Below are 21666 nucleotides of genomic sequence, written 5' to 3'. Positions count from 1 at the left end.
AAATTAGTTTTCGTTCAGATAGGTTAATATCCGTTCAAGCGCCATCCCACGTGACGCTTTCAATAAAACGATTGTTCGTTCTCCGAGCAATGGACGCAATCGTTTTGCAGCATCCTCAACGGTTGTCGCGAATTGGATTTGAACAGACGGGTCGCTGATTCCTTCAGCAATCCACGCGCCTTTCTCCCCTACTAGGATAGCATGCGAGACAGGTAACGCAATCCGCTTTCCGACCGAGGCATGTAATAAGCGTTCTTGGTCCCCTAATTCATACATATCGCCGAGGACGAGAACGCGTGTCGTATACCCTTCCAGCGCAGTGACCGTCTCAATCGCTGCATTCATTGATGTCGGACTCGCGTTATACGCATCATTGATGACCGCAGTCTCTTCAAAGAGTAATCGTTCCATCCGCATCGGTGTCAATTCAACCGCATCGAACCCTTCTTGAATCCGGGCGTCCGTCACGCCAAGTGCACGTGCTGTCGCAATTGCATATGCTGCATTTCGGACTTGGTGTTTCCCTAGCACTGGTAGGTGAAAAGCGGTGCCATCGTAAGTAAAGGTCGTTCCAAAGAACGTTGCTTCCTTCGTTTCGATCCGGTACGTATTTCCGATTTGATAGCCGATCTTCTCCGCTTCGACTTCTGCGAGAAGTGGTTCGTCACCATCAACGAATAAATGACCACCTGGTTTGAGTCCGGATTGAATCTCAAGCTTCGCTTTGGCGATGCCACTGCGTCCACCGACTTGCTCCGCATGCGATTCGCCGATGTTCGTGACGAGTGCGATATCTGGCTCAGCTAGATTCGATAGGAATTCAATATCGCCAAACCCGTTCATTCCCATCTCAAGCACAGCGACTTCCGTATCAGCTGGCATCATGAGAATCGTTAATGGCATTCCGATATCCGAATTGAAGTTTCCTTGTGTCTTATGTGTCTTAAACGTCGTCTTGAGTACGCTCTCGACCATGTCCTTCGTCGATGTCTTCCCATTTGATCCAGTGATGGCGACAATTTTCGGCGCAATCTGCATTAAGTATCGTTTTGCGATTTGTTGCAGGGCAACCAATGGTTCATCGACTTCCAAGAAAACGATATCGATGTCTGGTCGATCAATGCCTTTCTTCCATAAGGTGACGATCGCTCCTTGGTTTTTTGCACCTTCAAGGAATCGATGACCATCGACGCGTGCTCCCTGAATCGGAACATAGAGACCGTCTTCCAGTTGTGCGCGTGAATCCGTTGCAAAATGACGAACGATACGATCATCTTTGACATCGAGATGCAACCATTCAGCGAGTTGCGTAATTGTTAACATGATATATACCTCCATTCGATGACAGCAAAAGAGGACGAATGCAAAAGTCAACGAATGACTCCTGTTCGTCCTCGTCTTCCTGTAGAAATCAGGAAACTTGCTCTACCGTTACTCTTTAGGTTCAGCTAGTTCGACCGTCAACTTTCCATTTTCCTTCACTAGTGTACCAGTTCGAGCCGATTGTTTGGTTACAAAACCTTTACCGATGACGTCGAGCTTCAAATCATATAAGCTGACAAGCTTTTTGACATCTCGTTGCGACCAACCGGTCAAATCCGGCATCTTGAACGTATTTGATGTTTTCAGCAAGACACGTTCTCCGCTGACGAATTCCTGTCCACGGGATGGAATCTGCGAAACGACTTCAGCACCATCGCCTAGGATGATCGCAACTGCCTCTTGTTCTTTTGCTAAATCAGTCGCTTGTCGAGCACTCTTCTTGATATAACTTGGCGTGATCTTCGCTTTGACATCCACCGAATCCTTTTGCGTTTCCGGTTGGATACTACGATACTGTAGTGCCGTATTCATGACACTTTTGAACACAGGACTCATGATGAGCGGACCAGAAACAGATGATTCGTTTTTCGATGGACGATCTACCGCGATGTACATGATCAATTCCGGATCATCTTTGGGGGCCATACCGATAAACGAGTGAATGAATTGTCCTTGAATATACTTTCCATTCTCAGAAATCTGAGCCGTTCCGGTCTTCCCAATGACCCGGTAATCTTTCAACTTATACATTTGACCTGTACCAAGCTTACTATTGACGACACCGTCGAGTGCTTCGCGTGTTGCTTTTGCCGCTTCAGCGGAGATCGGTTTACCGACGACCTCTGTTTTCGCTCGGTATGGTGCCTTATCCGTATGATCCGCTTTTTGGATGATATGCGGTTTGACCATCTCGCCGTCTCCAGCGATCGCTGTCGCTCCTTGAAGCAATTGCATCGGCGTGACCGCAGTCGATTGCCCCCATGAGGTGATGAGCGCATTCAACGGTTTAGACAAGTCGGATTGACTATTTACTTCTCCCGAGATGTCTATACCCGTTCGTTGGTCAAAATGAAACTTCTTAAAATAATCTTTATACCGTTCGATCCCAAGTTTTTCTGCTGTCAACTTCGAGAACATGACGTTTGAGGAGTGATAGACCCCTTCAATCATCGGAATGGTTCCCCAACCGACATCGTTATAATCCTTGATGACCGTTCCTTTGTAGTTATAACTACCCGATTTATACATCTCATTCGGACGAAAGACTCCCGCATCAATCGCCGCTGCGAGCGTAAAGATTTTCATCGTTGAACCTGGCTCGAATCGTGACGAGACGGCAAAATTCGTGAAATCTTTCATATCACGTAAATTCGGGTTGAACGATGGGCGATCCGCCATAGCGAGGATTTCACCAGTCTTCGCATCCATGACGATACCTGTCGCATTTTTCGGTTTGTACGTGTTGTACATTTTTTGCATCTCTTTTTCAAGCGACTGTTGGATTCGATGATCGATCGTCAAATAGAGATTCGATCCATCCTTCGGTTCGTTCGAGACACGTGACGCACCTTGAATCAGCGGATTACCGCTACGATCCTTTTCAAAGACACGGGCTCCGTAAGATTCACTTAAAGCATTATCATACTGCTTCTCGATTCCCATCTGACCTTGTAAAGCGACCCGACCATTTTCCTCGGTGATCTTTTGAACGAACCCCAGTGTATCAGACAAGAAGATGCCGTTCGGATAGTATCGTTTCGGCTCTTCAATCATCCGGATGCCAGGAAGCTTCAGATTGTCGATCTTCTCTTTTTGATCAAGCGTCAAATCATTTCCTTTTTTTCCGAACTCAATTTGAGAACGGTCTTTGTTTTCAATCAGATAGGTCTCCAGTTCCTTCGTCGTCATCCCAAGAATCGGCGCAAGACCTTCAGCCGTCTTTTTAAAGTCGACGATCGTCTCATCTGGATCTTTGACACCACCAAGTCGATAAACGCCAATCAGATGATAGGATGGAATATTGATCGCAATCGGGGAACCGAGACGGTCGAAAATCTCGCCACGTTCTGCTCCAAGCGTTTCTTGAGACTCCCATCGTTTCTTTTCCGCATATGCAATCATATCTTCACCGTGGAACTGTTTTGTCGTTGCTAAATACAAAAATCGGCCAATGAACACAAAAAAGAGAGTAGCAAATATCACCATGATAAAGGCTACTCTCCAACGGGATTTTTTCAGTGGATTCATTTAGGAATCACCTTGATGTTCCCTTTACGCATATCAAGACCCTGTTCTTTTGCAATCTTATAAATCCGTTCCGGAGAGCTTAAGTTCGTGACCTCTAGTTGTAAACGTTCGTTTTCTTTTTTGAGTGATTGTGTGACTTGGTTCTCTTTCGCTAAATCACGGCTCACATTATACGCTTCGTTATGCGTACTGATCGTCAAACTCCCAAATAACACAAGACCACCAATCATCGCGCTGTATAAGAATTTTTCAAAGGGATACAAGCGATACTTCGGACGGACGGCGACGCGACGCGCGATATCTTCCGTCTTTCGTGGTTCCTGAACAGGTTGTTGACGAACGGGTTGAACCGTTTGGACCGATTTACGAAGTGGTTCTGCCATTGGAATGCTCCTCTCAAGTTTCTTTCATTTTTTCAGCAACTCGTAATTTTGCCGATCGGGCGCGACGGTTATCATCGAGCTCTTCAACACCAGCCGTAATCGGCTTGCGTGTGACGAGTCGGAGTTCCGGCTCCATTTCGACGGGAATCATCGGTAACCCCGGTGGAAGCTCGGGTAATGATGATTTTTCTTTGATTGCTTGTTTACACATGCGATCTTCAAGTGAATGGAACGTAATGACACATAGACGTCCACCGACCCGTAATAAATCAATGGCTTGGTGTACCGCACGGTCAAAGACATTCAGTTCATCATTGACGGCGATCCGGATTGCTTGGAATGTCCGTTTCGCAGGGTGACCACCTTTACGTCGTGCTGGTGCCGGAATCGCATCCTTGATCAATTCGACGAGTTCGAACGTCGTCTCGATCGGTCGCTCTTCCCGCGCTTTTTCGATTTTGCGCGCAATCTGTTTCGAGAATTTCTCTTCCCCGTATGTAAAGAAGATACGTACGAGATCATTGTACGGCCACTCATTGACGACTTCGTAAGCAGAAAGTGGAGAAGATTGATCCATGCGCATGTCGAGACGTGCGTCGTGATTGTAACTAAATCCCCGTTCCCCTTCGTCTAATTGTGGTGAAGAGACACCGAGATCGAATAAGATGCCGTCCACTTTCTCGACGCCATGTGCTGCTAATTGCTCTTTCAGATAAGCAAAATTACTCTTTATTAAAGTAAAGCGACCTTCATACGCCGCGAGACGTTCTGCTGCATGAGCGAGGGCGACATCATCTTGATCAAATGCGTATAGATGACCTGTCGTCAATTGCTTGACGATCTCTTCGCTGTGTCCTGCTCCACCTAATGTACAATCGACGTAAATACCGTCGGGTTTAATCGCGAGTCCTTCGATCGACTCCCATTTCAATACTGTTTCATGCTCAAACATGTCCTGCCTCACCTTTCACTGTCCTTGAAGGACGTTACTCTTTTTCAATGTATCACATTCTCTCGTGAAAACGTTACGAAAATGAGACAGTTTCCTTGATTTATTTAACTTTTGTGTAATTTTCGCTAAAAAAGAGAAAAAACCTGCTAGTTTCAGCAGGTTTAAAGGAAAATCTTCAGTTGATCACTCGTAATTGCTTCATAGGCTGTTCTTAAGTCCCGAACAAAATCAAGACCATGGTGATTCAACCACGGGAGGACAGAATGAATTCGCTCTTGCGGCGCTCCATCAGGAAGAAGATGATAAGCCGTCTCTTTATATTGCCGTGTTTGTCGATCGAACCGACGTCGATCTTCTGCCAGTAGACTAGCGACTGCTTGATCGAGCTGTCTCTTGACCTTCTCACTCTTACTCGATGTCCGCAGTAGATCCTGTTCGAGCGAAAGGAATTCGGAGACGAAACTGTCTTTTAACATTGCTGCCGTCTGCATACGTCCTGTCATTTTCTCTTCTGAATAGAGCGGAATCGGAACGCCTGATCGGACGATTTCTTCGAGCGACACCTCGAGTTTAGCAAGACGTTTTTCATCGCTACGACGCACGAGTAACCCACCCATGCGGGGAATCAATAACGGCATCGTCCAATTCAGGTGATGAAAGAGCGGTCGTAAGCGTGTCCAGTATGCTAACTCCCCCGGACCCCCGATATAGGCAAGCGTCGGGAACAGGTAATCCTGCATCAATGGACGTGTGACGACACTGTTGGAGAAACGTTCCGGACTGGCGTACAGCAACGCGATCAATTCAAGCTCCGTATATTGCTTTCCTTGTTTCGTCTCGAATCCGTCTGCTGTCGGATACAGCAACTGACGACCGTGATCATCGACGAAAAGATGCGCCGCTTCCTCGTTCAAGAATGTATCCGGTAACTCTTGCGTCTGTGAAATACCATCCGTCAATGCTCGTCTAAATTCCGTATTGTCTTGAATCAACCGTTCAAAGAACGGAATCTCGAGTTCACGGACAGAATGTGTATCCGCATCAAAGAAGACGACATCAAAATCGATCAATTCACCGATCAGTTGTGAGAAAAACATCCCATACGATGTACACGCTTCAACGAGTTGCTTCAGGCGCGCAACTAATTGTTTCGTATGAACCGTTTCTGGCATTGCTCGGAATGCCTCTTCGATGATTTCAAGAAGTGCTGCTTGATCAAAAGAGAGCCGACTGACCGAGCGGGCAATCGATTCTGAAGGTGTGACAGCGATTTTACGCGTTTGATAATCCGCTGTCGGAACGTAAACATGGTTAATCTCATCAAAATCATGATCTTCGGTCGCGAGCCAAAAAATCGGAACGACAGGTCGCCCAAGTGTCGTTTCCGCCTGCTGCGCGACCTTCAGACAGGTCAACAATTTATAGATGGCATATAATGGTCCGCCAAAGATACCCGTTTGTTGCCCTGTAATGACAACTTGAGCTTCACCCGTACGAAGCTTCGCGACACGTTCCCGCAAACGCTCCGTCATGTTCGGATTTTGGCGTTCGAGTTCGTCTGTCAGTGCCGCAAGATGCGGGTAGTGACGTTCTTCAAGCAAACGGCTCCTCGACGCTAAACCACTCTCTCCAAGGTGGTCGACATATGTTAAGAATTCTTCTCGTGAAGCACGATGCATCAACGAGTTATCATCGTATAAGGCTTCAAATGGTTGTACCTTCAAACAAAATCCCTTCTTTCTTACCTAACTGGTCAGCTGATGAACAGTTGACGAATACCGAGTACGAACAGTATGAAATGGACGGGTAATGCCAGCAAGATGATGATCCGCCAACTGTGGCGAATCATTTGTCTCAAATCAACATCAAGTTGACGAATTCGTTGCCAGAGTGCATTCAACGCAAACACCAACAACACGACGATGACGATCCACCCTAAGTAATTTGTTCCGGTCAAGGCAATCAATGCAACATGAATCGCATACAGAACGATGAATGTTCCAAAGTCGAGTGCAAATCGAACGGCCTTCCCATGTTTCCGAAATAGAAGTAGAAAGACGAGATACAACGCAATCAGGCTGAATAAAGGAAAAATGATGAAGACTGTCACCGCGGACCCTCCCTCTGTTTGATCTGTTCATAATAAAAAGATAAACGTGGCGTCGCAGTCGTCGCCTGACGTAATGCGTATCCAAGTATCGGTTCTACTTCCGTTCGTCGTCCATACTCAAGATCTCGTAACATGGAAGAACGATTTTTGCTCGTATTCTTCATGATCCGCTCGATTTCGGAATAAGTAATGTCATGGTGCGGGAAAATCGTCCGCATTTCGTCAAATAATTGACGGGCTTCTTCTCGATAAGGCATCTCTAATAAGGATCCATTCTCAACACCGTAATAAGCCGTCACTGGATTGATGACGACGTTGATGAACAGCTTCGTCAATAAGACAGCTTCCATATCTGACTCGAATTCAAAGCACAGCTGCTTTGACGACAAGTTCGCTACCTCTTGATTCCCGTAGCGGATGCGTCCTTTTCCAGTATGCTGGACTTCAAACGGTGCAGTGCGCATGGCACCATGTTCGACGATACCAAATAAGACATGCGGCAATTGCTCTTTCCATTTCAAATGATCCATTCCATTTTGCAGGAACATGACGGGACACGTCAGCCGTTTAAGGAATGGAATCACACTTTTTATATCATACGACTTTGTCGCGACAAACACCAAGTCTTCTGACTCGAGCCGATCAATCTTCCGGATCCGTACGAGACGACTCGCTTGTCCATCGCGAATGATTGGTCGTTCCTCATCTTGTTCTTGTCGCACATAAAGCGTGACTGCATGATCTTCCGATAAATAAGAGGCAAGCAATAACCCGATGGCACCCGCGCCAATGATTCCAACATTCATCTATTCATATCCCCTTTCATGAAAAAAGCGACCTTAAAACCGATTTCTCGATTTGAAGGTCGCTTTTATACCGATCAATCAGCTTATTTGCTGACGATTTCTTTACCTTTGTACGAGCCACATGCTTTACAAACGCGGTGTGAAAGTTTCATTTCACCACAGTTTGGGCACTCGACCATACCTGGTACACGGAGTTTGAAATGAGTACGGCGAAGACGTTTGCGTGTTTTCGACGTTCTGCGGAATGGTACTGCCATCGTTGTCCACCTCCTTGAAAAAATACACTCGCCTTTACTTCAGAAATCAGGAATCCTGATCTTTTTTAAAGAACTGAGCGAGACCCGCGAGTCGCGGATCGATTTTTGGTTCGGTTTCCTCTGGATCTTCTTCAGAAAGAATCGTCCAGCCTTCCCCCTCAACCAACTGATTCTCTTCATCATCCCCATGCACTTGCACTGGCACATGAAGTAAAATCAATTCTTGCACGAGCGGTCGAAGATCGACCGTATTCCCGATCGGCACGTTGATGTCATCTGCTTCGTTCGAAACAGCATCGACCTCGAGCAGGAATGGCTCGATGGATTCAATCTCGAATGGATAAGCGACGTCATTTAGCGTCCGGGCATCCGGAAGCGTCATTTCGCCGGTAATCCGAAGATTGAATATTAATTGATTCGATGTAAACGATGCATTTGCACGAACGTGCACAGGTTGCACCGCCCGGATATCCGGATGGAGGGCGACTAGCTCATTGAGCTCGATCGTCTCGTTAACCTGAAGTTGACCCAGATTGCGCAATTTATTCAATTGCATCAGGGACCATTTCATCCGAATCACCTCAATTGCAACAATATGAATTATAGAGAGGACATCTTGTTTTGTCAATGTTTTTTCTTTACACTGAAATCGCTAGAGAACGAACACTTTTGGACGTCTTTATCCATATTACCGCACTTAATTCGGTTTGCAAAGGAGAAAGTTTTCATGAGGATGACAGCTATCATTTCAGAGTACAATCCGTTTCATAACGGACACTATTATCAAGCGACGACAGCACGACGGGAAACGGATGCCGACGTCATCGTCGCCATCATGAGCGGGACGTTCATGCAGCGTGGTGAGCCCGCCTTTACGGATAAATGGACACGTGCTCAGGCAGCGGTCGCGAGCGGTGCCATCGATCTCGTTCTTGAACTTCCCTTCTATTTTGCTGTCCAGCGTGCTGATCGCTTTGCACTCGGTGGTGTAACGATTGCCGAGACAATCGGCTGTCAGTCGCTTTCGTTTGGAAGCGAGTGCGGAGATATCGAACCTTTTCTCCATGCAGCAGCGGAACAGATCGAAGAGACACCTGCATACAAGCAAGCGTTACACGATGGATTATCAGCGGGTCTCTCTTCTGCTCACGCCGCCAGTCAAGCATTCAGGAGCGTCTCACGGACGCTTGATTTGACACAACCGAACAATACGCTTGGCTATTATTACGCTCGCGCCGCAAATACCCTATCGCTTCACACGACGAAACGGATTGGAAGTGGCTACCACGACTTATCCACCGGGGACATCATGAGCGCCACCGCGATACGCGCCCATCATCAGACACACGGTCAGCTGCTCGCACTTCCTGAACAGACCGAAGACGTCTTAGCAAGTGCCTCTTTCGCCAACTTCTCGCATTATTATCCATGGATTCGACAACGTCTACTAACGACTCCAGTAGCCGAGTTGATGCGAATCGCTGGGATCGACGCTTCGTTAGCACCACGACTCATCGAAGGGGCTAAACAAGCAACGACATTCGAGACCTTTCTGAATCACGTCAAAACACGCCGTTATACGCGGACGAGCCTGCAACGTGCCCTGATCTATCTGTTGACCTCAACGACAGTAGAGGAGGTCGCACGGATTGATTACGACCATATTGATTTCGTTCGTCCCCTCGCCTTTTCAGAACGAGGACGACAGGCACTCAAAACCATCAAAACGCGGACTACCGTCTTCAGTACCTTCACGAGTCATCCTTGGCTAACGAAAGAGAGCCAAGTGACAGCTGCATACGCACTGCCCTTGGCTCGCTACGACGCGTTGCTCGAACACCGTCGTTTTCCTTATTTTGCTGGAAGTTCTTCTAAATAATCAATCGCATCTTCGACTGTCTTGATCGGAACGAGCTTCATGTTCGTTCCGAGTTTTTTGATGGATGGTTTTGCTTCTTTGTAGTTCTCTCCTGCTGGCACGAACATGATTTCTGCTCCTGCCTCGTCAGCAGCGACGACCTTTTGCCATGCTCCGCCAATCGGTCCCACCTTGCCGCCTTCTTCAATCGTTCCCGTGCCGGCGATTTTATGCCCTTTCGCCAAATCCCCCGGCGTCAATTGATCATAAATTTCAAGGGTGAACATCATTCCAGCAGATGGTCCACCGACACCTTCGACCTGAAACGCAATATCAGGATCCGTCGTCACGTTTGAGATCGGAAGCGGTTCGTAAATACCTAGTCCGACTCGCTTGACCTCTTTAGATAACTGATCCACTCGAATCGTCGTCTTCTTGTCTTCCGATTTACGCGTGAACTGAATCGGAACAGCTGTTTTGGCTTTTTTCGCTTGAATCGTCTTCATGAAACCTTCAAATGACGTAATCGGTTTTCCGTCAACACTTGTAATCCGATCCCCTGCCTTCAGTTTCCCCTCGGCTGGACCACCGGGAATGACGCCGGAGACGTAGACTCCTTCGAAATCGACATCGACCTTTTGATCCGCCAATTCATACGCTTCGATCGTTGCGTTATGTTGCGCTTCTTCCATATACAGCTTCTGACGCGTTTCATACTGCGCGTCCGACTCGCCGTCGTACAGATAATCACTTACACTCGATGTTTCGGAGAACGGTAGAAATAAGCTTTCAATGAGAAAGTAAGGCGTGGACCGGCGTTGTGCGATCGTCAGCATCATCAAATCTCCCGGTTCCTTGTCGCCTCCAGACACATCGATCAAATCTTCCGTCGACGTCGCGTCACCCGGATAGGAGATGAAATAGGGAAGCGGTACGAAAAATACGATCAAGGCAGCGATGATTGCTGCTAAGGCAGGTTTCCAAGCTTTCATCACAGTTCTCCTTTCGTATATTTCTGACGTAGCGCTTCTTCGACAGAAGGCGGTACGAGATCGGCAACGGAAGCACCATATTTGGCAGCTTCCTTAACGATCGAAGAACTCAAGAAGGAATACTGATTATTCGTCATCATGAATAGTGTCTCGATTTGATCATTCATCTTCTTGTTGATGGAAGCGACTTGCATTTCGTATTCAAAATCCGAAACTGCTCGTAGACCGCGTACAATCGCGGTTGCTCCGACTTCCGCCGCATAATCGACCAGTAGACCATTAAAGGAATCCACCTTGATTTGAGGTAAGTGCGATGTCACATCGGCAATTAACTCCATCCGTTCCTGGACAGAAAAGAGTGGTTGCTTCGAAGAATTATTCAGTACGGCAACGATGATCTCATCAAAAATCGGAACGGCACGCTCGATGATGTCTAAATGTCCGTTTGTGATCGGATCAAAGCTACCTGGGCAAATGGCGATTCGTTTCATTCGTGGTCTTCCTCCGCTTCCATGAATTCGTACAATGTAATCGAGATGACAGCGGAATAACGAAGTCGGCGCACGACTTCTAGTCGTCCGATCTGGTCCGGTAATTCAACCGCTGAGTCATGTTCACAGACGATGACACCATTGTCCGTCAACATATTGTGTTGCTCTATGTACGTGACATGTTCCGTCAATCGCTCTTTTGCATAGGGAGGGTCTAGATAAATCAACTTAAACGGCTCTTCAGATGCGAGTTCCGTTAAAGCGATCGCTACATCTTTTTTTAAAACACGTGCTTGGTCCGTATAGCGCGTCGTTCGTAAATTATCTTGGATCGTTTGGATCGCTTTATGGTGTTGGTCGACGAACACTGCCTCATCGCATCCTCTTGAAAGAGATTCAATCCCAAGACCACCGCTCCCCGCAAACAGATCCAGTGCTCGTCCTCCATTGAAATAAGGACCGATGACGTTGAATAAGGATTCTTTTACCTTATCCGTCGTCGGTCGTGTTTGATCCCCTGGCACTGCTTTTAATCGTGTACCTTTCCGTTCCCCTGAAATGACTCGCATTTCCTTCATTCCTTTCAACAAAGAAGCGACGAGGATGTCCTCATCGCTCCATGGATTATGCTTCTTCTGGCATTTTACCTTTTTTGTTCGCGAACGTCTCCGTGATGAACGGTCGTTCTGAACGTTTGATCGATTCGACGAACGGGAGAGTCGAAATGACTTCCATCACCTGTTCATGCTGATCTAAATCGACATACAGATGAACGTATCGTTCACGTTTAGACGTAAAGTAGACGTTCCCGTAACGGCGTAATTGACGGGACGCTTTCATCGCATTGACATAGACGATGAGTCCCACTCGTTCCTTGATCACGCCAGCCTACCCCCTTCACCTTCGTTATCCGCTACAGCTACAGCTGCCACCGGTCGAACAACCTCCAGCGCATCCTTGATCGAAGAAAGGATTTCCCGTCGGTACTTTAATTTGCGGTGATACTTCTCCAGCGAGCTTCAGACTGATTTGTCCGAGTAACGTCTCGAGTTGTTTTTCCGCCTTTTTAAACTGCGCGACTTCCTCTTGTAAATCAAGTCGCCGTTTGACTTCATGGACTTTTTTCGTGATCGTCTGATAGTCAGGATGATACCGTCCGAATCGCTGTACGAGTTCGTAGTCCTCCTTGACTTGATGAAAATCGCGAATGACAGCCTGTGCCTCTGTTGACTCTTGCTGTGCTTGTTTCGCACATCTATATGCTTGCCCCGTTTCACTTTGAGCGAGAGATCGAATGAGGTCTTCCGCTGCGTTGATGAGGTCAATCGTCTTATCGGTATATATCACAACGAATCTCCTCCTTAACTTTACCATCTTATCATAACATTTCTCTCCCTCCTAGCCTGTTGAATTGTGTATAATTTGTTCAGAAGGAAGGAATGAACTTTATGCAACTGCTCTCTTTTAATATGTTCCGGACGATTGGAATCAAGACGGAACATGCCAAATCAGATTATCACTTTGATTCCTTAAAAAAAATCGAACAGGCGGATGTCGTCCTGTTCCCGGAATACTGGCAAATCCACTCGATCATCTACGGAATGAAAAAACCGATTTTCCCGTCGGCTGCTACGTTCCACTTAGGTCATGATAAGATCGAGATGACGCGGATTTTTCAAACCGTCATTCCGGATAACATCCCTCGGACCGGCATCTATGGAAAAAATGAATTCACCGTCGAACGTGTCTTACGTGAATTTTCGTTTCCGTTCGTTGCGAAGACAGTCCGTAGCTCCATGGGACAAGGTGTCCATCTCATCAAAAATGAAACAGACTGGAAGAAATACACGGATACACACGAGACGTTCTACATTCAGGAGTACATTCCGAATGAGAAGGACTTACGTGTCGTCGTCGTCGGCGATCAAGTCCTTGCTGCGTACTGGCGCGTCGGTGGTGCTCAGTTCTTAAATAACGTCGCTCAAGGTGGTGTCCTTGATTTTGATGATGTGCCACAAGGAGCAATCGACTTCGTGCTCGCTCTCGCGAAACAGCTCGATATCGATCACGCCGGTTTTGATCTCATCATCCGTGACGGACAGTGGTACGTTCTTGAGTTCAATGTCTTCTTCGGTGGAGAAGGACTGAATCACCTTGGTATCCACGCACCGGATACGATTCTTGAATATGTCGAACGAAAATATGGAAGTTCATGAATTCTTCAAAATGACTTCACATCTTTTACGTCATCGTTTCATTCATTATGGTATGATAGTTTGGAAAGACTAGTATCTACTAGCAAACTGGGGTATAGGGGGATTCAAACATGAAGTTTGAACAATATGGTATTGAAGGCAAGGAACTGAAGTTCGGTCTTCTCGAAACAATCATGGAACATCACCGCTTCGTTCGTGAAGGACAATGGGATTACGAACGCGCGATGTACGACATGAAGTATGAAAAACAATCAACAGGTGAAGTATTCTACCTGCGTGTTCCTGTCTATGCGATCCAAGGTGAGATTGAAGACCGCCATGCTGTCGTTCGTATGATGACACCACTTCTCGGTAAACACTACTATCCACACGGTGTCGAGTATGATGAGACGTTCCCTCCGGAAATCGTCAAAGACTGCGAACGTCGTTTAGCAGCATTGCTCGAAACACTCGAAAAATAAGATCCACACGTAGAGGTTCCGATGAGGAGCCTCTATTTTTTGTTCTTCGTTCCAAACAAAAAAGCTAACGACCTCGCATCATCCACGAAATCATTAGCTGTTCTGTCCACCTGATTGTTATTCTTTAATACACACGAAATAGCTTTTAACGCGCGACGAATTGTACATAAGATACGACATCGTCTCCGAGCTGAATCCCAAGCTGCTCGCGTACATGAAGATAAAGTGCGTGAAGTGACGTTGCCGGTGCATTGACCTTTACGCTAAATGCAATCTCTTCCCGGTCCATCCGTTTGATCCGGGAGTGATGGATTCCATAATCCTCGATCGCACAAGCAAGTAATTCCTCGATGGCTTGAATAGAGACGGTAACATCTCCTTGCATGTACTCTTCATAAGTCATCTGCCTTCACTCCTTTGCTAATTGTGTGACCGAAGACATGACCTCTTCTAAGTCGACCGGTTCATCCGGTGTCTTCGCCATAGACGAAATCGCCCGTACTTTATTCTCACGGTCCAAAATGAACATTTGTGTTCCGTGTGTCACCAAGCCGCTCTCAGCCTTCGAGTAATAGAAATTCAACTGACGTGTCAAACGATCGATGACGACTGGATCTCCCGTCAATACTCTCCACCCTTTGGCATCTGCTTCAAAGTTCGAAGCATACTTTTTCAAGACTTTCGGTGTATCCACTTTTGGATCAACCGTCACTGCGACGAGTTCGACGTCACTTCCGTACAATTCTTCGCTCCGAAGCTTCTTCTCAAGCTTACGGTAATCATTTAACGTCAACGGACAAATATCAGGACAGTTCGAGTAGAAGAACGTCAACACTTTGACTTTTCCGTCTTCCGAATTGAATGATTTTCCGTCTACGGCATTCGTTAATTCAAATGGTGTCGGTTCAGCGATGACAGGTAACTTTTCTTTCATGAAGAAATAATAATATCCCCCGGCTGCCGCAACTAAGATAAGGACGACGGCAGCGACCGTCAAGTAACTATTCTTTTTCAAGTTGGCTCCCCCTTAATGACTCCAGATCGCCCGGAATACGTTCGTCGTCTCACCCGGATCGTAGACGACATATAGTAAGCAATACACGATCACACCGGTAATGGCTGTCAAAAACCAAACGATTGAGGCAACCGGTCCGATTTTACGGTGACGTGCAAAGTTCTTCTTATACGCGTGATAGAGTGCCATCAAACCGAGCACCCCACCAGATGTCGCAAGAAGGATGTGGAAGATCAAGAATCCTGTGTAGTAGGCTTTGACGGACTCTGGACCGCCAAAGGCTGTGTTACCGAGCAGAATCGTACGCAAGGCATACATGATGAAGAATAATAAAGCGAGTGCAGCTGCAATCGTCATCACGGTTTGGTGAGCTTTCATATTACGACGCGTTTGGGCGATTAAAAACCAGCCAATCGCTACGAAAATCGCACTGATGACAATCAGCGACACACAAATCAACGGCAAATAACTCATGTTCCAACTTCCTCCAATTTAATCCGCTTTTGGTGTGAAGGACATGCCTTCATCCACGGCAGTACTTTTTGAACGGCGCACCCATGTAAAGAAGGTCAGTCCGAAGAATAGACCATACACGAGTTCTTGACCGAGCTTCATGAGGACACCACCAAAGCGTTGGTCCTCTAATAAGTCATCTGTCGTTCCGAGCAATCGTTCCAGGTTCAATCCGCTTAAATCATTGTTCGGCATACAGTAAGCGAGTACTTTCGCGAACGTCGCCGGATCCTGATACGCTTGATACTGAAAACTTTGACTGAAGATCATGAAGGCACAGGCTGGTGTCAACAACACACCATTCGCTACGATGTAGACCATCTTCTTCAGGTCAGAAAGGCTGTCCGCCTCATTGACCGGTGCAATGATCGGATACCACATCGTCATACTCAAGAAAATCAATGTTCCGTGGAACAGACGGTGAACGGTATAGTTCGTCAAGACATAATCAAAAATAAATGGCATGTGATAGAACGTAAACAAGGCATTAAAGACGACAAGTGCAATCAGCGGCTTGATGAAGAAGCGAAGAATCCTACCAAGATACGGTGTATCGAACAAGCGCTTATAAAGCCACTCTGGTATCGCAATCAACAAGAGCGGCGGTGCGACCATATAGACGAATACCATCTGCAGCATGTGTGCTGAGAACGTGATATGTGCTAGCAGGTCTAACGGACTTCCAAAACCGATGTAAAAAACGATCAATGCCGCGAGCATCGAAAACTTTTGCCCAAGCGTTGTTTCCGGCTCATCCGGACGACGCAACTTTTCTGTCACGACAGCATATAGGATATACAATCCAACGAGTATCAACGCATAATACGGACTCCATAAGACAGTCCATTCGAATTGCGAAAGTGCTCCCCTTAAATTGCCTAACATATTTTTTCACCCCGTTCCTTTCTCTTACAAACTAAGATTACCGTTCCCCTATTTCATTGTAAAGGTTTCTCATAAAACGATTCCAAAATAAAAGACCATCCTGCTAAACGTTAGCAGAATGGTCACATTTCTTACCAGATCAACAGACGAAGCGTCGCAACGATCGTCAAGGCGACGAAGATGCCAAGACCCATCATGACTTTGATCCATGTGTTGCCTTTGTTGTTCATATGCATGAACATGTAAAGCTGAAGGTAAACCTGAACGATTGCCATGATGATCAAGAAACCACCAGCTGCCCAGTGCGGCATGAGATCAGCCATGACAGCACCGAAAGCGATGAGCGTCAAGAAAATCATGAGTGCGAAACTGATGAGTTGCAGTTGTGTCTCACGACCACGTTCTGCTTTCATCTCAAGCTCGATTTGATTGCGCGTAAGTTGCGGTTCGTGTTTTTCCATCTTATTTCACCATCCCCATGAGGTAGACGACTGAGAAGATAAAGACCCAGACGACGTCAATGAAGTGCCAGTAAAGACTTGAAACATAGTACTTCGGCGCATTCACGACCGTGATGCCACGGTTCCAGTTCCGGATGAGCAATGTCGAGATCCAGAGAAGACCGAACAAGACGTGCGCACCGTGGAAACCGACGAGAGTGTAGAAGGCAGAACCAAATGCACTCGACGTGAATGTATGACCGATGTGGTAGTAGTGATTGAACTCATAAATCTCACCCGCTAAGAATGCTAGTCCAAGAACAAGTGTGATAATTAACCACATTTTCATCTTCTTGACATCATTACGTTTCATCGCCATCATCGCAAGAACACTTGTTAATGAACTTGTGAGAAGGAGCATCGTCATGATGAAGACGAGACCCATTTCGAAGATGTCATAACTGCGTAGACCTTCTTTTGCACCGGAGTTATGGAGACCGATGTATGTCCCGAAGAGAGAGGCGAACAAAGTCGTCTCTCCTCCAAGGAAGAACCAGAAGGCTACATATTTATTCTTACCCTCAAGTGTTGCTTTTTCAACATGATCCGGAATACCCGTGATTGGGTTATTCGGTACTGAATGATGACCCATCTTACTTCGCCTCCTTTTCTGCTTCAAGGCGTAGATCTTCTTCGACGACTGATTTCGGGATGTAGTATCCTTCATCATCGATCCAAGAACGGAGGAACATCGCGATCAATGTCATCGCAAGACCAATCAAGGCAACGACAAGACCAACAGTTCCATAGTCTAGGCGAAGAATGAATCCGAGACCTGCGAGGAATAGACCGACTGACATGACGAATGGCAAGATCGTGTTGTTCGGCATGTGGATATCGCCGACTTCTTCCGATACAGAAACTGTTTTGTTTCCTGCCATTTTTTCGAGCCAATACGTATCCAAACCTTTGACGAGTGGGATTTGAGCGAAGTTATACTCTGGAGTTGGAACTGGAAGTGTCCACTCAAGTGTACGTCCATCTCCCCAGACGTCGCGTTTTACATATTCTTTTGACATCAATGCTGCTGCAATCGAAATGACGAGAACGATCGTCGACACACCCATGAAGGCTGCCCCAATTGATGAAAGTAAGTTCATTGTTTCCCAGCCTTGGTTTGGCAAGTACGTGAAGACACGACGTGGCATACCTGTAAGACCAAGAATATGTTGCGGGAAGAACGTCAAGTGGAAGCCGATGAAGAACAACCAGAATTGAATTTTTCCCCAGAATTCGTTGAGCTGTTTCCCGAACATGAGTGGGAACCAGTAGTAAAGACCTGCGAAGAGACCAAAGACAACCCCACCAACGATAACGTAGTGGAAGTGAGCTACTACGAAGTAACTGTCATGGTACTGGTAATCGGCAGGTGCAACAGAAAGCATGACCCCTGTCATACCACCAACAAGGAATGATGGAATGAACGCGACCGAGTAAAGCATTGCGACTGGGAACGTCAACTTACCGCCCCATAGCGTAAAGAGCCAGTTGAAGATCTTGACCCCTGTCGGTACAGCAATCGCCATCGTTGCTACGGCGAAGATCGCGTTTGCGACCGGACCGAGACCAACTGTGAACATGTGGTGGACCCATACCATGAATCCGAGGAAACCGATCAACATCGTCGCAAAGACCATCGTCGTGTAACCGAAGAGACGCTTACGAGCAAATGTAGGAATGATTTCAGAGAAAATACCGAATGCCGGTAAGATCAAGATATAAACTTCCGGGTGACCGAAGATCCAGAAGAGGTGTTCCCAGATGACGATGTTCCCGCCCGCTGCCGGGTCGAAGAAGTGCGCTCCGAAGAGTCGCTCGAACGTCAAGAGGAACAATCCAACCGTAAGTGGTGGGAATGCGAAAACGATCAAGGCAGAAGCAACGAATGCTGTCCATGTGAAGAGCGGCATCCGCATCAGTTTCATACCTGGTGCACGCATGTTCAAAATCGTAACGAGGAAGTTAATTCCCCCCATAAGTGTACCGAAACCAGAAATCTGAAGTCCTAACGCATAGAAGTCTACACCGAGAGACTCAGGTACTGTCGAGAGTGGTGCGTATGCAGTCCACCCTGCGTTCGGTGCAGCGCCGAAGAACCAAGAAAGGTTCAACAAGACTCCACCGAAGAAGAACAACCAGAAACCAAGTGCATTCAAGAATGGGAACGCAACGTCACGTGCCCCGATTTGAAGCGGTACTGCTGCGTTCATGTATCCAATCAACATCGGCATCGCTGCCAAGAAGATCATCGTCGTACCGTGCATCGTGATCAATTGGTTAAAGAGTTCACCGCTGACGAAATCGTTCATCGGTTTAATCAATTGAAAACGAATCATTAGGGCTTCTACGCCACCGACTAGAAGGAAGAACAATCCAGACATGATGTAGAGAATCCCGATTTTCTTATGGTCGACTGTCGTTAGCCAGTCCATGATGCCGCTTTTTTTCTGCGGCATACCCATAGTATGTGTCCCCACTATGATTCCCCCTTAAAAAATTATTGGAGCTTTTTGTCCAATAGATAATCTGCCAATTCGCTCAATTCTTCATCGCTGATCTGATCTTCAGAGAATCCAGGCATTTTCGTACCTTGTTTCTCTTTTTGAGGATCGCGAATCCATTTTTCGAGGTTTTCTTTATCATGGTCGAGGTAACCCGCGATACGTTGACGATCACCGAAGTTCGTCAAGCTAGGTGCGACTTTTCCGCCACCATGACAGCTGAGACAGTTCTGGGCATAGACTTTCTCGCCAGTCGTCCAGTTCTTTTCATTCTTTTTATCAAGCTGCTTCGTCTCTGCTTCTTTCGCAGCTTTCATATCTTTCAACCAGTTGTCGTAGTCGTCTTGTTCAAGTGCAACGACTTTGAAGTCCATCAATGCGTGAGAAGGACCACACAACTCGGCACATTTACCGTAGTAAGTGCCTGCTTCTTTTGCTTGTAACCACATTTCGTTTTCAAGACCTGGGTTCGTATCTGTTTTACCAGAAAGAGCTGGTACCCAGAATGAGTGAATGACGTCTTTAGACGTCAAGTTAACAGCAACACGTTTACCGACTGGAATGACAAGTTCTTGTCCTGTCGAAACACCTTTGTCTGGGTATTCGAACTCCCACCAGTAGAGGTTTGCTGTAACGTTGATTTGTTCGTTTTTCTTCGCTTCTTTTGCATCTGCGAGTTCAACCGTTGTTTTGATCGTCGGAATTGCAAGAACGATCAAAAGAAGAATCGGAATGACTGTCCAGATGATTTCAAGCGTATGGTTCCCTTCGACTTGCTTCGGAACCGTGTTATCACCTGATTTACGACGGAATTTCATAAGTACGTAAATATAAATGACGGCTACGATCGCAAGGACGAACAACATGACCCACAAGCTAAGCTTGATGATCTCAAGTTGCATCTCAGCGCCTTCTCCGCGAGGCTGTAGCGCAGACAATTCCGGAATTCCACAACCTGATAACATGAGTGCCATCAAGCCGATTGGAAGAAGCCGGAAGAGCATTTTTACTGATTTTTTCACAACCATCCCCACTTTCTTTGTCCCCAATTTTGTCTTTCGTAATGGTGTACGTGAATTATGTCAAATCGTTTTAGAGAGAAACGAGTACGACCGTCACGATCCAAGCCGTGAAATAAAACAGTGAGAAGAAGAACATCTTCGACGCCCATTTGATTTCGGCTTGTTCATCTTGGATCTTCAGACCTTTCAGTCCCATATAGAGCCAATATCCACCGAGCAATGCCATGACGATCATGTAGATGATGCCATAGTGTGCTAAGAGGAGTGATGATGGAATGAGTACTGCAATCCACCATACAATTTGTCGTTTCGTGATCGCGAATCCGTTTACGACAGGTAACATCGGGATACCTGCTGCCCGATACTCCTCTGTCCGTCGCATCGCGAGTGCAAGGAAATGTGGTGGTTGCCACACGAACATGATGAGGAATAAAATCCACGCATCAATGTGAAGCGTCGGAGTGACTGCCGCAAATCCAATGATTGGTGGCACAGCTCCTGATATACCACCTACGACTGTATTGATCGTGTGCGTCCGCTTTAACCACATCGTATAAATCACGACGTAAACGAATGATCCGATCAATCCGAACACTGCCGCCACATGGTTGACGATCAACAACAATACCGTACCGGTCGCAAGAATACCGAGTCCTAGTGCGAGTATCCGCTGTCCATCCATCTTCCCAGTAACGCTTGGTCTTCCCATCGTCCGTTCCATCTTGTAATCGATGTCCCGGTCAATGTAGTTATTGAGGTAGCAACTTCCGGCAATGACCAATCCACTCCCGAGAAGCGTCCACAGTAACATCCACTTGGTTTGCCACAAGTACAACAGGACATCATCCGTTATGTACGATGCTGCTACGACATACCCCGCGAAGACCGTAATCAGATTGGCACGGACAATCCCCATTTTTGCTAGGGTAATATAGTCCTTGAATGTCGGCTGATCTGCTTGCTCGATCGCCATATCCAGTGCCTCTCCAGTAACTTTCGCCATGCTGTTCCCTCCTTTTCACCGTCTGCTTCCGTTTAGCACCTAGGCTTCACGTAATTTCTTCACAGAAATAACACAGACATGCCACGAAACGCCCTTTTCTCTATAAAAGATACCACATATCGAGGACCGTG

The 21666-nt window shown here is 46.7% G+C and carries 26 protein-coding genes; 3 read left to right on the top strand and 23 right to left on the bottom strand.

Annotated elements, in window-relative coordinates; all coding sequences use genetic code 11:
• Nucleotides 1-3 precede the first annotated feature (3 nt).
• The 9 genes from KNQ06_RS04130 to KNQ06_RS04090 form a co-directional block, all read right to left on the bottom strand.
• Nucleotides 4-1323, bottom strand: a complete 1320-nt coding sequence (locus tag KNQ06_RS04130; RefSeq protein WP_244290044.1) for a UDP-N-acetylmuramoyl-tripeptide--D-alanyl-D-alanine ligase — start codon at nucleotides 1321-1323, stop codon at nucleotides 4-6.
• Nucleotides 1324-1431: 108 nt separating this feature from the next.
• Nucleotides 1432-3570, bottom strand: coding sequence for a penicillin-binding protein (locus KNQ06_RS04125; RefSeq protein ID WP_029342144.1), 2139 nt, complete (start codon nucleotides 3568-3570; stop codon nucleotides 1432-1434).
• Nucleotides 3567-3953 carry a cell division protein FtsL gene (gene ftsL / locus KNQ06_RS04120; RefSeq protein ID WP_023468808.1) on the bottom strand — a complete coding sequence of 129 codons (387 nt, stop codon included), beginning with the start codon at nucleotides 3951-3953 and terminating at the stop codon, nucleotides 3567-3569. Before ftsL ends, KNQ06_RS04125 begins: the two co-directional genes overlap by 4 nt.
• Before the next feature lie 13 nt (nucleotides 3954-3966).
• Nucleotides 3967-4905: a 16S rRNA (cytosine(1402)-N(4))-methyltransferase RsmH gene (gene rsmH / locus KNQ06_RS04115; RefSeq protein ID WP_029342146.1), complete on the bottom strand. Its 939-nt coding sequence runs from the start codon at nucleotides 4903-4905 to the stop codon at nucleotides 3967-3969.
• Between the two features lie 161 nt (nucleotides 4906-5066).
• A complete protein-coding gene (gene bshC, locus KNQ06_RS04110) occupies nucleotides 5067-6629 on the bottom strand; it encodes a bacillithiol biosynthesis cysteine-adding enzyme BshC (protein WP_149427629.1) in 1563 nt (520 codons plus the stop codon).
• 29 nt (nucleotides 6630-6658) lie between these two features.
• A complete protein-coding gene (locus KNQ06_RS04105) occupies nucleotides 6659-7015 on the bottom strand; it encodes a DUF3397 domain-containing protein (protein WP_023468811.1) in 357 nt (118 codons plus the stop codon).
• Nucleotides 7012-7821: a ketopantoate reductase family protein gene (locus KNQ06_RS04100; protein ID WP_149427630.1), complete on the bottom strand. Its 810-nt coding sequence runs from the start codon at nucleotides 7819-7821 to the stop codon at nucleotides 7012-7014. Before KNQ06_RS04100 ends, KNQ06_RS04105 begins: the two co-directional genes overlap by 4 nt.
• 83 nt (nucleotides 7822-7904) lie before the next feature.
• Nucleotides 7905-8078 carry a 50S ribosomal protein L32 gene (gene rpmF, locus KNQ06_RS04095; RefSeq protein ID WP_012370841.1) on the bottom strand — a complete coding sequence of 58 codons (174 nt, stop codon included), beginning with the start codon at nucleotides 8076-8078 and terminating at the stop codon, nucleotides 7905-7907.
• A 46-nt stretch (nucleotides 8079-8124) separates the two neighbouring features.
• Nucleotides 8125-8649 (bottom strand): YceD family protein, encoded by a 525-nt coding sequence (locus KNQ06_RS04090; RefSeq protein ID WP_023468813.1) that lies wholly within the window; start codon nucleotides 8647-8649, stop codon nucleotides 8125-8127.
• A gap of 156 nt (nucleotides 8650-8805) precedes the next feature.
• Here KNQ06_RS04090 and KNQ06_RS04085 point away from each other — a divergent pair, with 156 nt between their 5' ends.
• Entirely contained in the window at nucleotides 8806-9957 is a 1152-nt protein-coding gene (locus tag KNQ06_RS04085; protein ID WP_149427631.1) for a tRNA(Met) cytidine acetate ligase, read from the top strand.
• On the opposite strand, the gene KNQ06_RS04080 is transcribed toward KNQ06_RS04085, so the two are convergent.
• Genes KNQ06_RS04080 through KNQ06_RS04060 form a run of 5 tightly spaced genes read right to left on the bottom strand, consistent with a single transcriptional unit; the run spans nucleotide 9930 to nucleotide 12766 of the window.
• A complete protein-coding gene (locus tag KNQ06_RS04080) occupies nucleotides 9930-10928 on the bottom strand; it encodes a SepM family pheromone-processing serine protease (RefSeq protein WP_215147385.1) in 999 nt (332 codons plus the stop codon). The two genes, KNQ06_RS04085 and KNQ06_RS04080, sit on opposite strands and share 28 nt — an antisense overlap.
• Nucleotides 10928-11419 carry a pantetheine-phosphate adenylyltransferase gene (gene coaD, locus KNQ06_RS04075; RefSeq protein WP_029342153.1) on the bottom strand — a complete coding sequence of 164 codons (492 nt, stop codon included), beginning with the start codon at nucleotides 11417-11419 and terminating at the stop codon, nucleotides 10928-10930. Before coaD ends, KNQ06_RS04080 begins: the two co-directional genes overlap by 1 nt.
• Nucleotides 11416-11997: a 16S rRNA (guanine(966)-N(2))-methyltransferase RsmD gene (gene rsmD, locus KNQ06_RS04070; RefSeq protein ID WP_074668417.1), complete on the bottom strand. Its 582-nt coding sequence runs from the start codon at nucleotides 11995-11997 to the stop codon at nucleotides 11416-11418. The genes coaD and rsmD overlap by 4 nt, the downstream gene beginning before the upstream one ends.
• A gap of 46 nt (nucleotides 11998-12043) precedes the next feature.
• The gene (locus KNQ06_RS04065; RefSeq protein ID WP_023468818.1) at nucleotides 12044-12301 is read right to left on the bottom strand and encodes a YlbG family protein; all 258 of its coding nucleotides are present in this window, start codon (nucleotides 12299-12301) and stop codon (nucleotides 12044-12046) included.
• Between the two features lie 24 nt (nucleotides 12302-12325).
• Nucleotides 12326-12766, bottom strand: coding sequence for a YlbF/YmcA family competence regulator (locus KNQ06_RS04060; RefSeq protein WP_214859713.1), 441 nt, complete (start codon nucleotides 12764-12766; stop codon nucleotides 12326-12328).
• Nucleotides 12767-12867: 101 nt separating this feature from the next.
• Between KNQ06_RS04060 and KNQ06_RS04055 the strand changes: the two genes are divergently transcribed.
• Both KNQ06_RS04055 and KNQ06_RS04050 read left to right on the top strand, forming a co-directional pair.
• Nucleotides 12868-13635, top strand: a complete 768-nt coding sequence (locus tag KNQ06_RS04055; RefSeq protein WP_231681737.1) for an ATP-grasp domain-containing protein — start codon at nucleotides 12868-12870, stop codon at nucleotides 13633-13635.
• Between the two features lie 110 nt (nucleotides 13636-13745).
• The gene (locus KNQ06_RS04050) at nucleotides 13746-14096 is read left to right on the top strand and encodes a YugN family protein (protein WP_023468821.1); all 351 of its coding nucleotides are present in this window, start codon (nucleotides 13746-13748) and stop codon (nucleotides 14094-14096) included.
• Nucleotides 14097-14241: 145 nt separating this feature from the next.
• On the opposite strand, the gene KNQ06_RS04045 is transcribed toward KNQ06_RS04050, so the two are convergent.
• The 9 genes from KNQ06_RS04045 to cyoE form a co-directional block, all read right to left on the bottom strand.
• The gene (locus KNQ06_RS04045) at nucleotides 14242-14499 is read right to left on the bottom strand and encodes a hypothetical protein (RefSeq protein WP_023468822.1); all 258 of its coding nucleotides are present in this window, start codon (nucleotides 14497-14499) and stop codon (nucleotides 14242-14244) included.
• Between the two features lie 6 nt (nucleotides 14500-14505).
• A complete protein-coding gene (locus KNQ06_RS04040) occupies nucleotides 14506-15111 on the bottom strand; it encodes an SCO family protein (RefSeq protein ID WP_023468823.1) in 606 nt (201 codons plus the stop codon).
• A gap of 12 nt (nucleotides 15112-15123) precedes the next feature.
• On the bottom strand, nucleotides 15124-15585 hold the full coding sequence (locus KNQ06_RS04035) for a DUF420 domain-containing protein (protein WP_023468824.1): 462 nt from the start codon (nucleotides 15583-15585) through the stop codon (nucleotides 15124-15126).
• Nucleotides 15586-15603: 18 nt separating this feature from the next.
• Nucleotides 15604-16509, bottom strand: coding sequence for a cytochrome c oxidase assembly factor CtaG (gene ctaG / locus KNQ06_RS04030; RefSeq protein WP_023468825.1), 906 nt, complete (start codon nucleotides 16507-16509; stop codon nucleotides 15604-15606).
• A gap of 131 nt (nucleotides 16510-16640) precedes the next feature.
• A complete protein-coding gene (locus KNQ06_RS04025; RefSeq protein WP_029342160.1) occupies nucleotides 16641-16970 on the bottom strand; it encodes a cytochrome C oxidase subunit IV family protein in 330 nt (109 codons plus the stop codon).
• Between the two features lies 1 nt (nucleotide 16971).
• Nucleotides 16972-17601, bottom strand: coding sequence for a cytochrome (ubi)quinol oxidase subunit III (locus KNQ06_RS04020; RefSeq protein WP_029342161.1), 630 nt, complete (start codon nucleotides 17599-17601; stop codon nucleotides 16972-16974).
• Nucleotide 17602: 1 nt separating this feature from the next.
• Nucleotides 17603-19471 (bottom strand): cytochrome c oxidase subunit I, encoded by a 1869-nt coding sequence (ctaD, locus tag KNQ06_RS04015; RefSeq protein WP_174514739.1) that lies wholly within the window; start codon nucleotides 19469-19471, stop codon nucleotides 17603-17605.
• Nucleotides 19472-19506: 35 nt separating this feature from the next.
• Nucleotides 19507-20538, bottom strand: a complete 1032-nt coding sequence (coxB, locus tag KNQ06_RS04010; RefSeq protein WP_081637364.1) for a cytochrome c oxidase subunit II — start codon at nucleotides 20536-20538, stop codon at nucleotides 19507-19509.
• A gap of 64 nt (nucleotides 20539-20602) precedes the next feature.
• Entirely contained in the window at nucleotides 20603-21535 is a 933-nt protein-coding gene (gene cyoE / locus KNQ06_RS04005) for a heme o synthase (RefSeq protein ID WP_023468830.1), read from the bottom strand.
• Between the last annotated feature and the right edge of the window lie 131 nt (nucleotides 21536-21666).

Source organism: Exiguobacterium sp. s91, from assembly GCF_018618915.1.
In the GTDB taxonomy this organism is placed as follows: domain Bacteria; phylum Bacillota; class Bacilli; order Exiguobacteriales; family Exiguobacteriaceae; genus Exiguobacterium_A; species Exiguobacterium_A abrahamii.
Note: the sequence above shows the minus strand (reverse complement) of the source record. Positions and strands in the feature narration are given on the sequence as shown.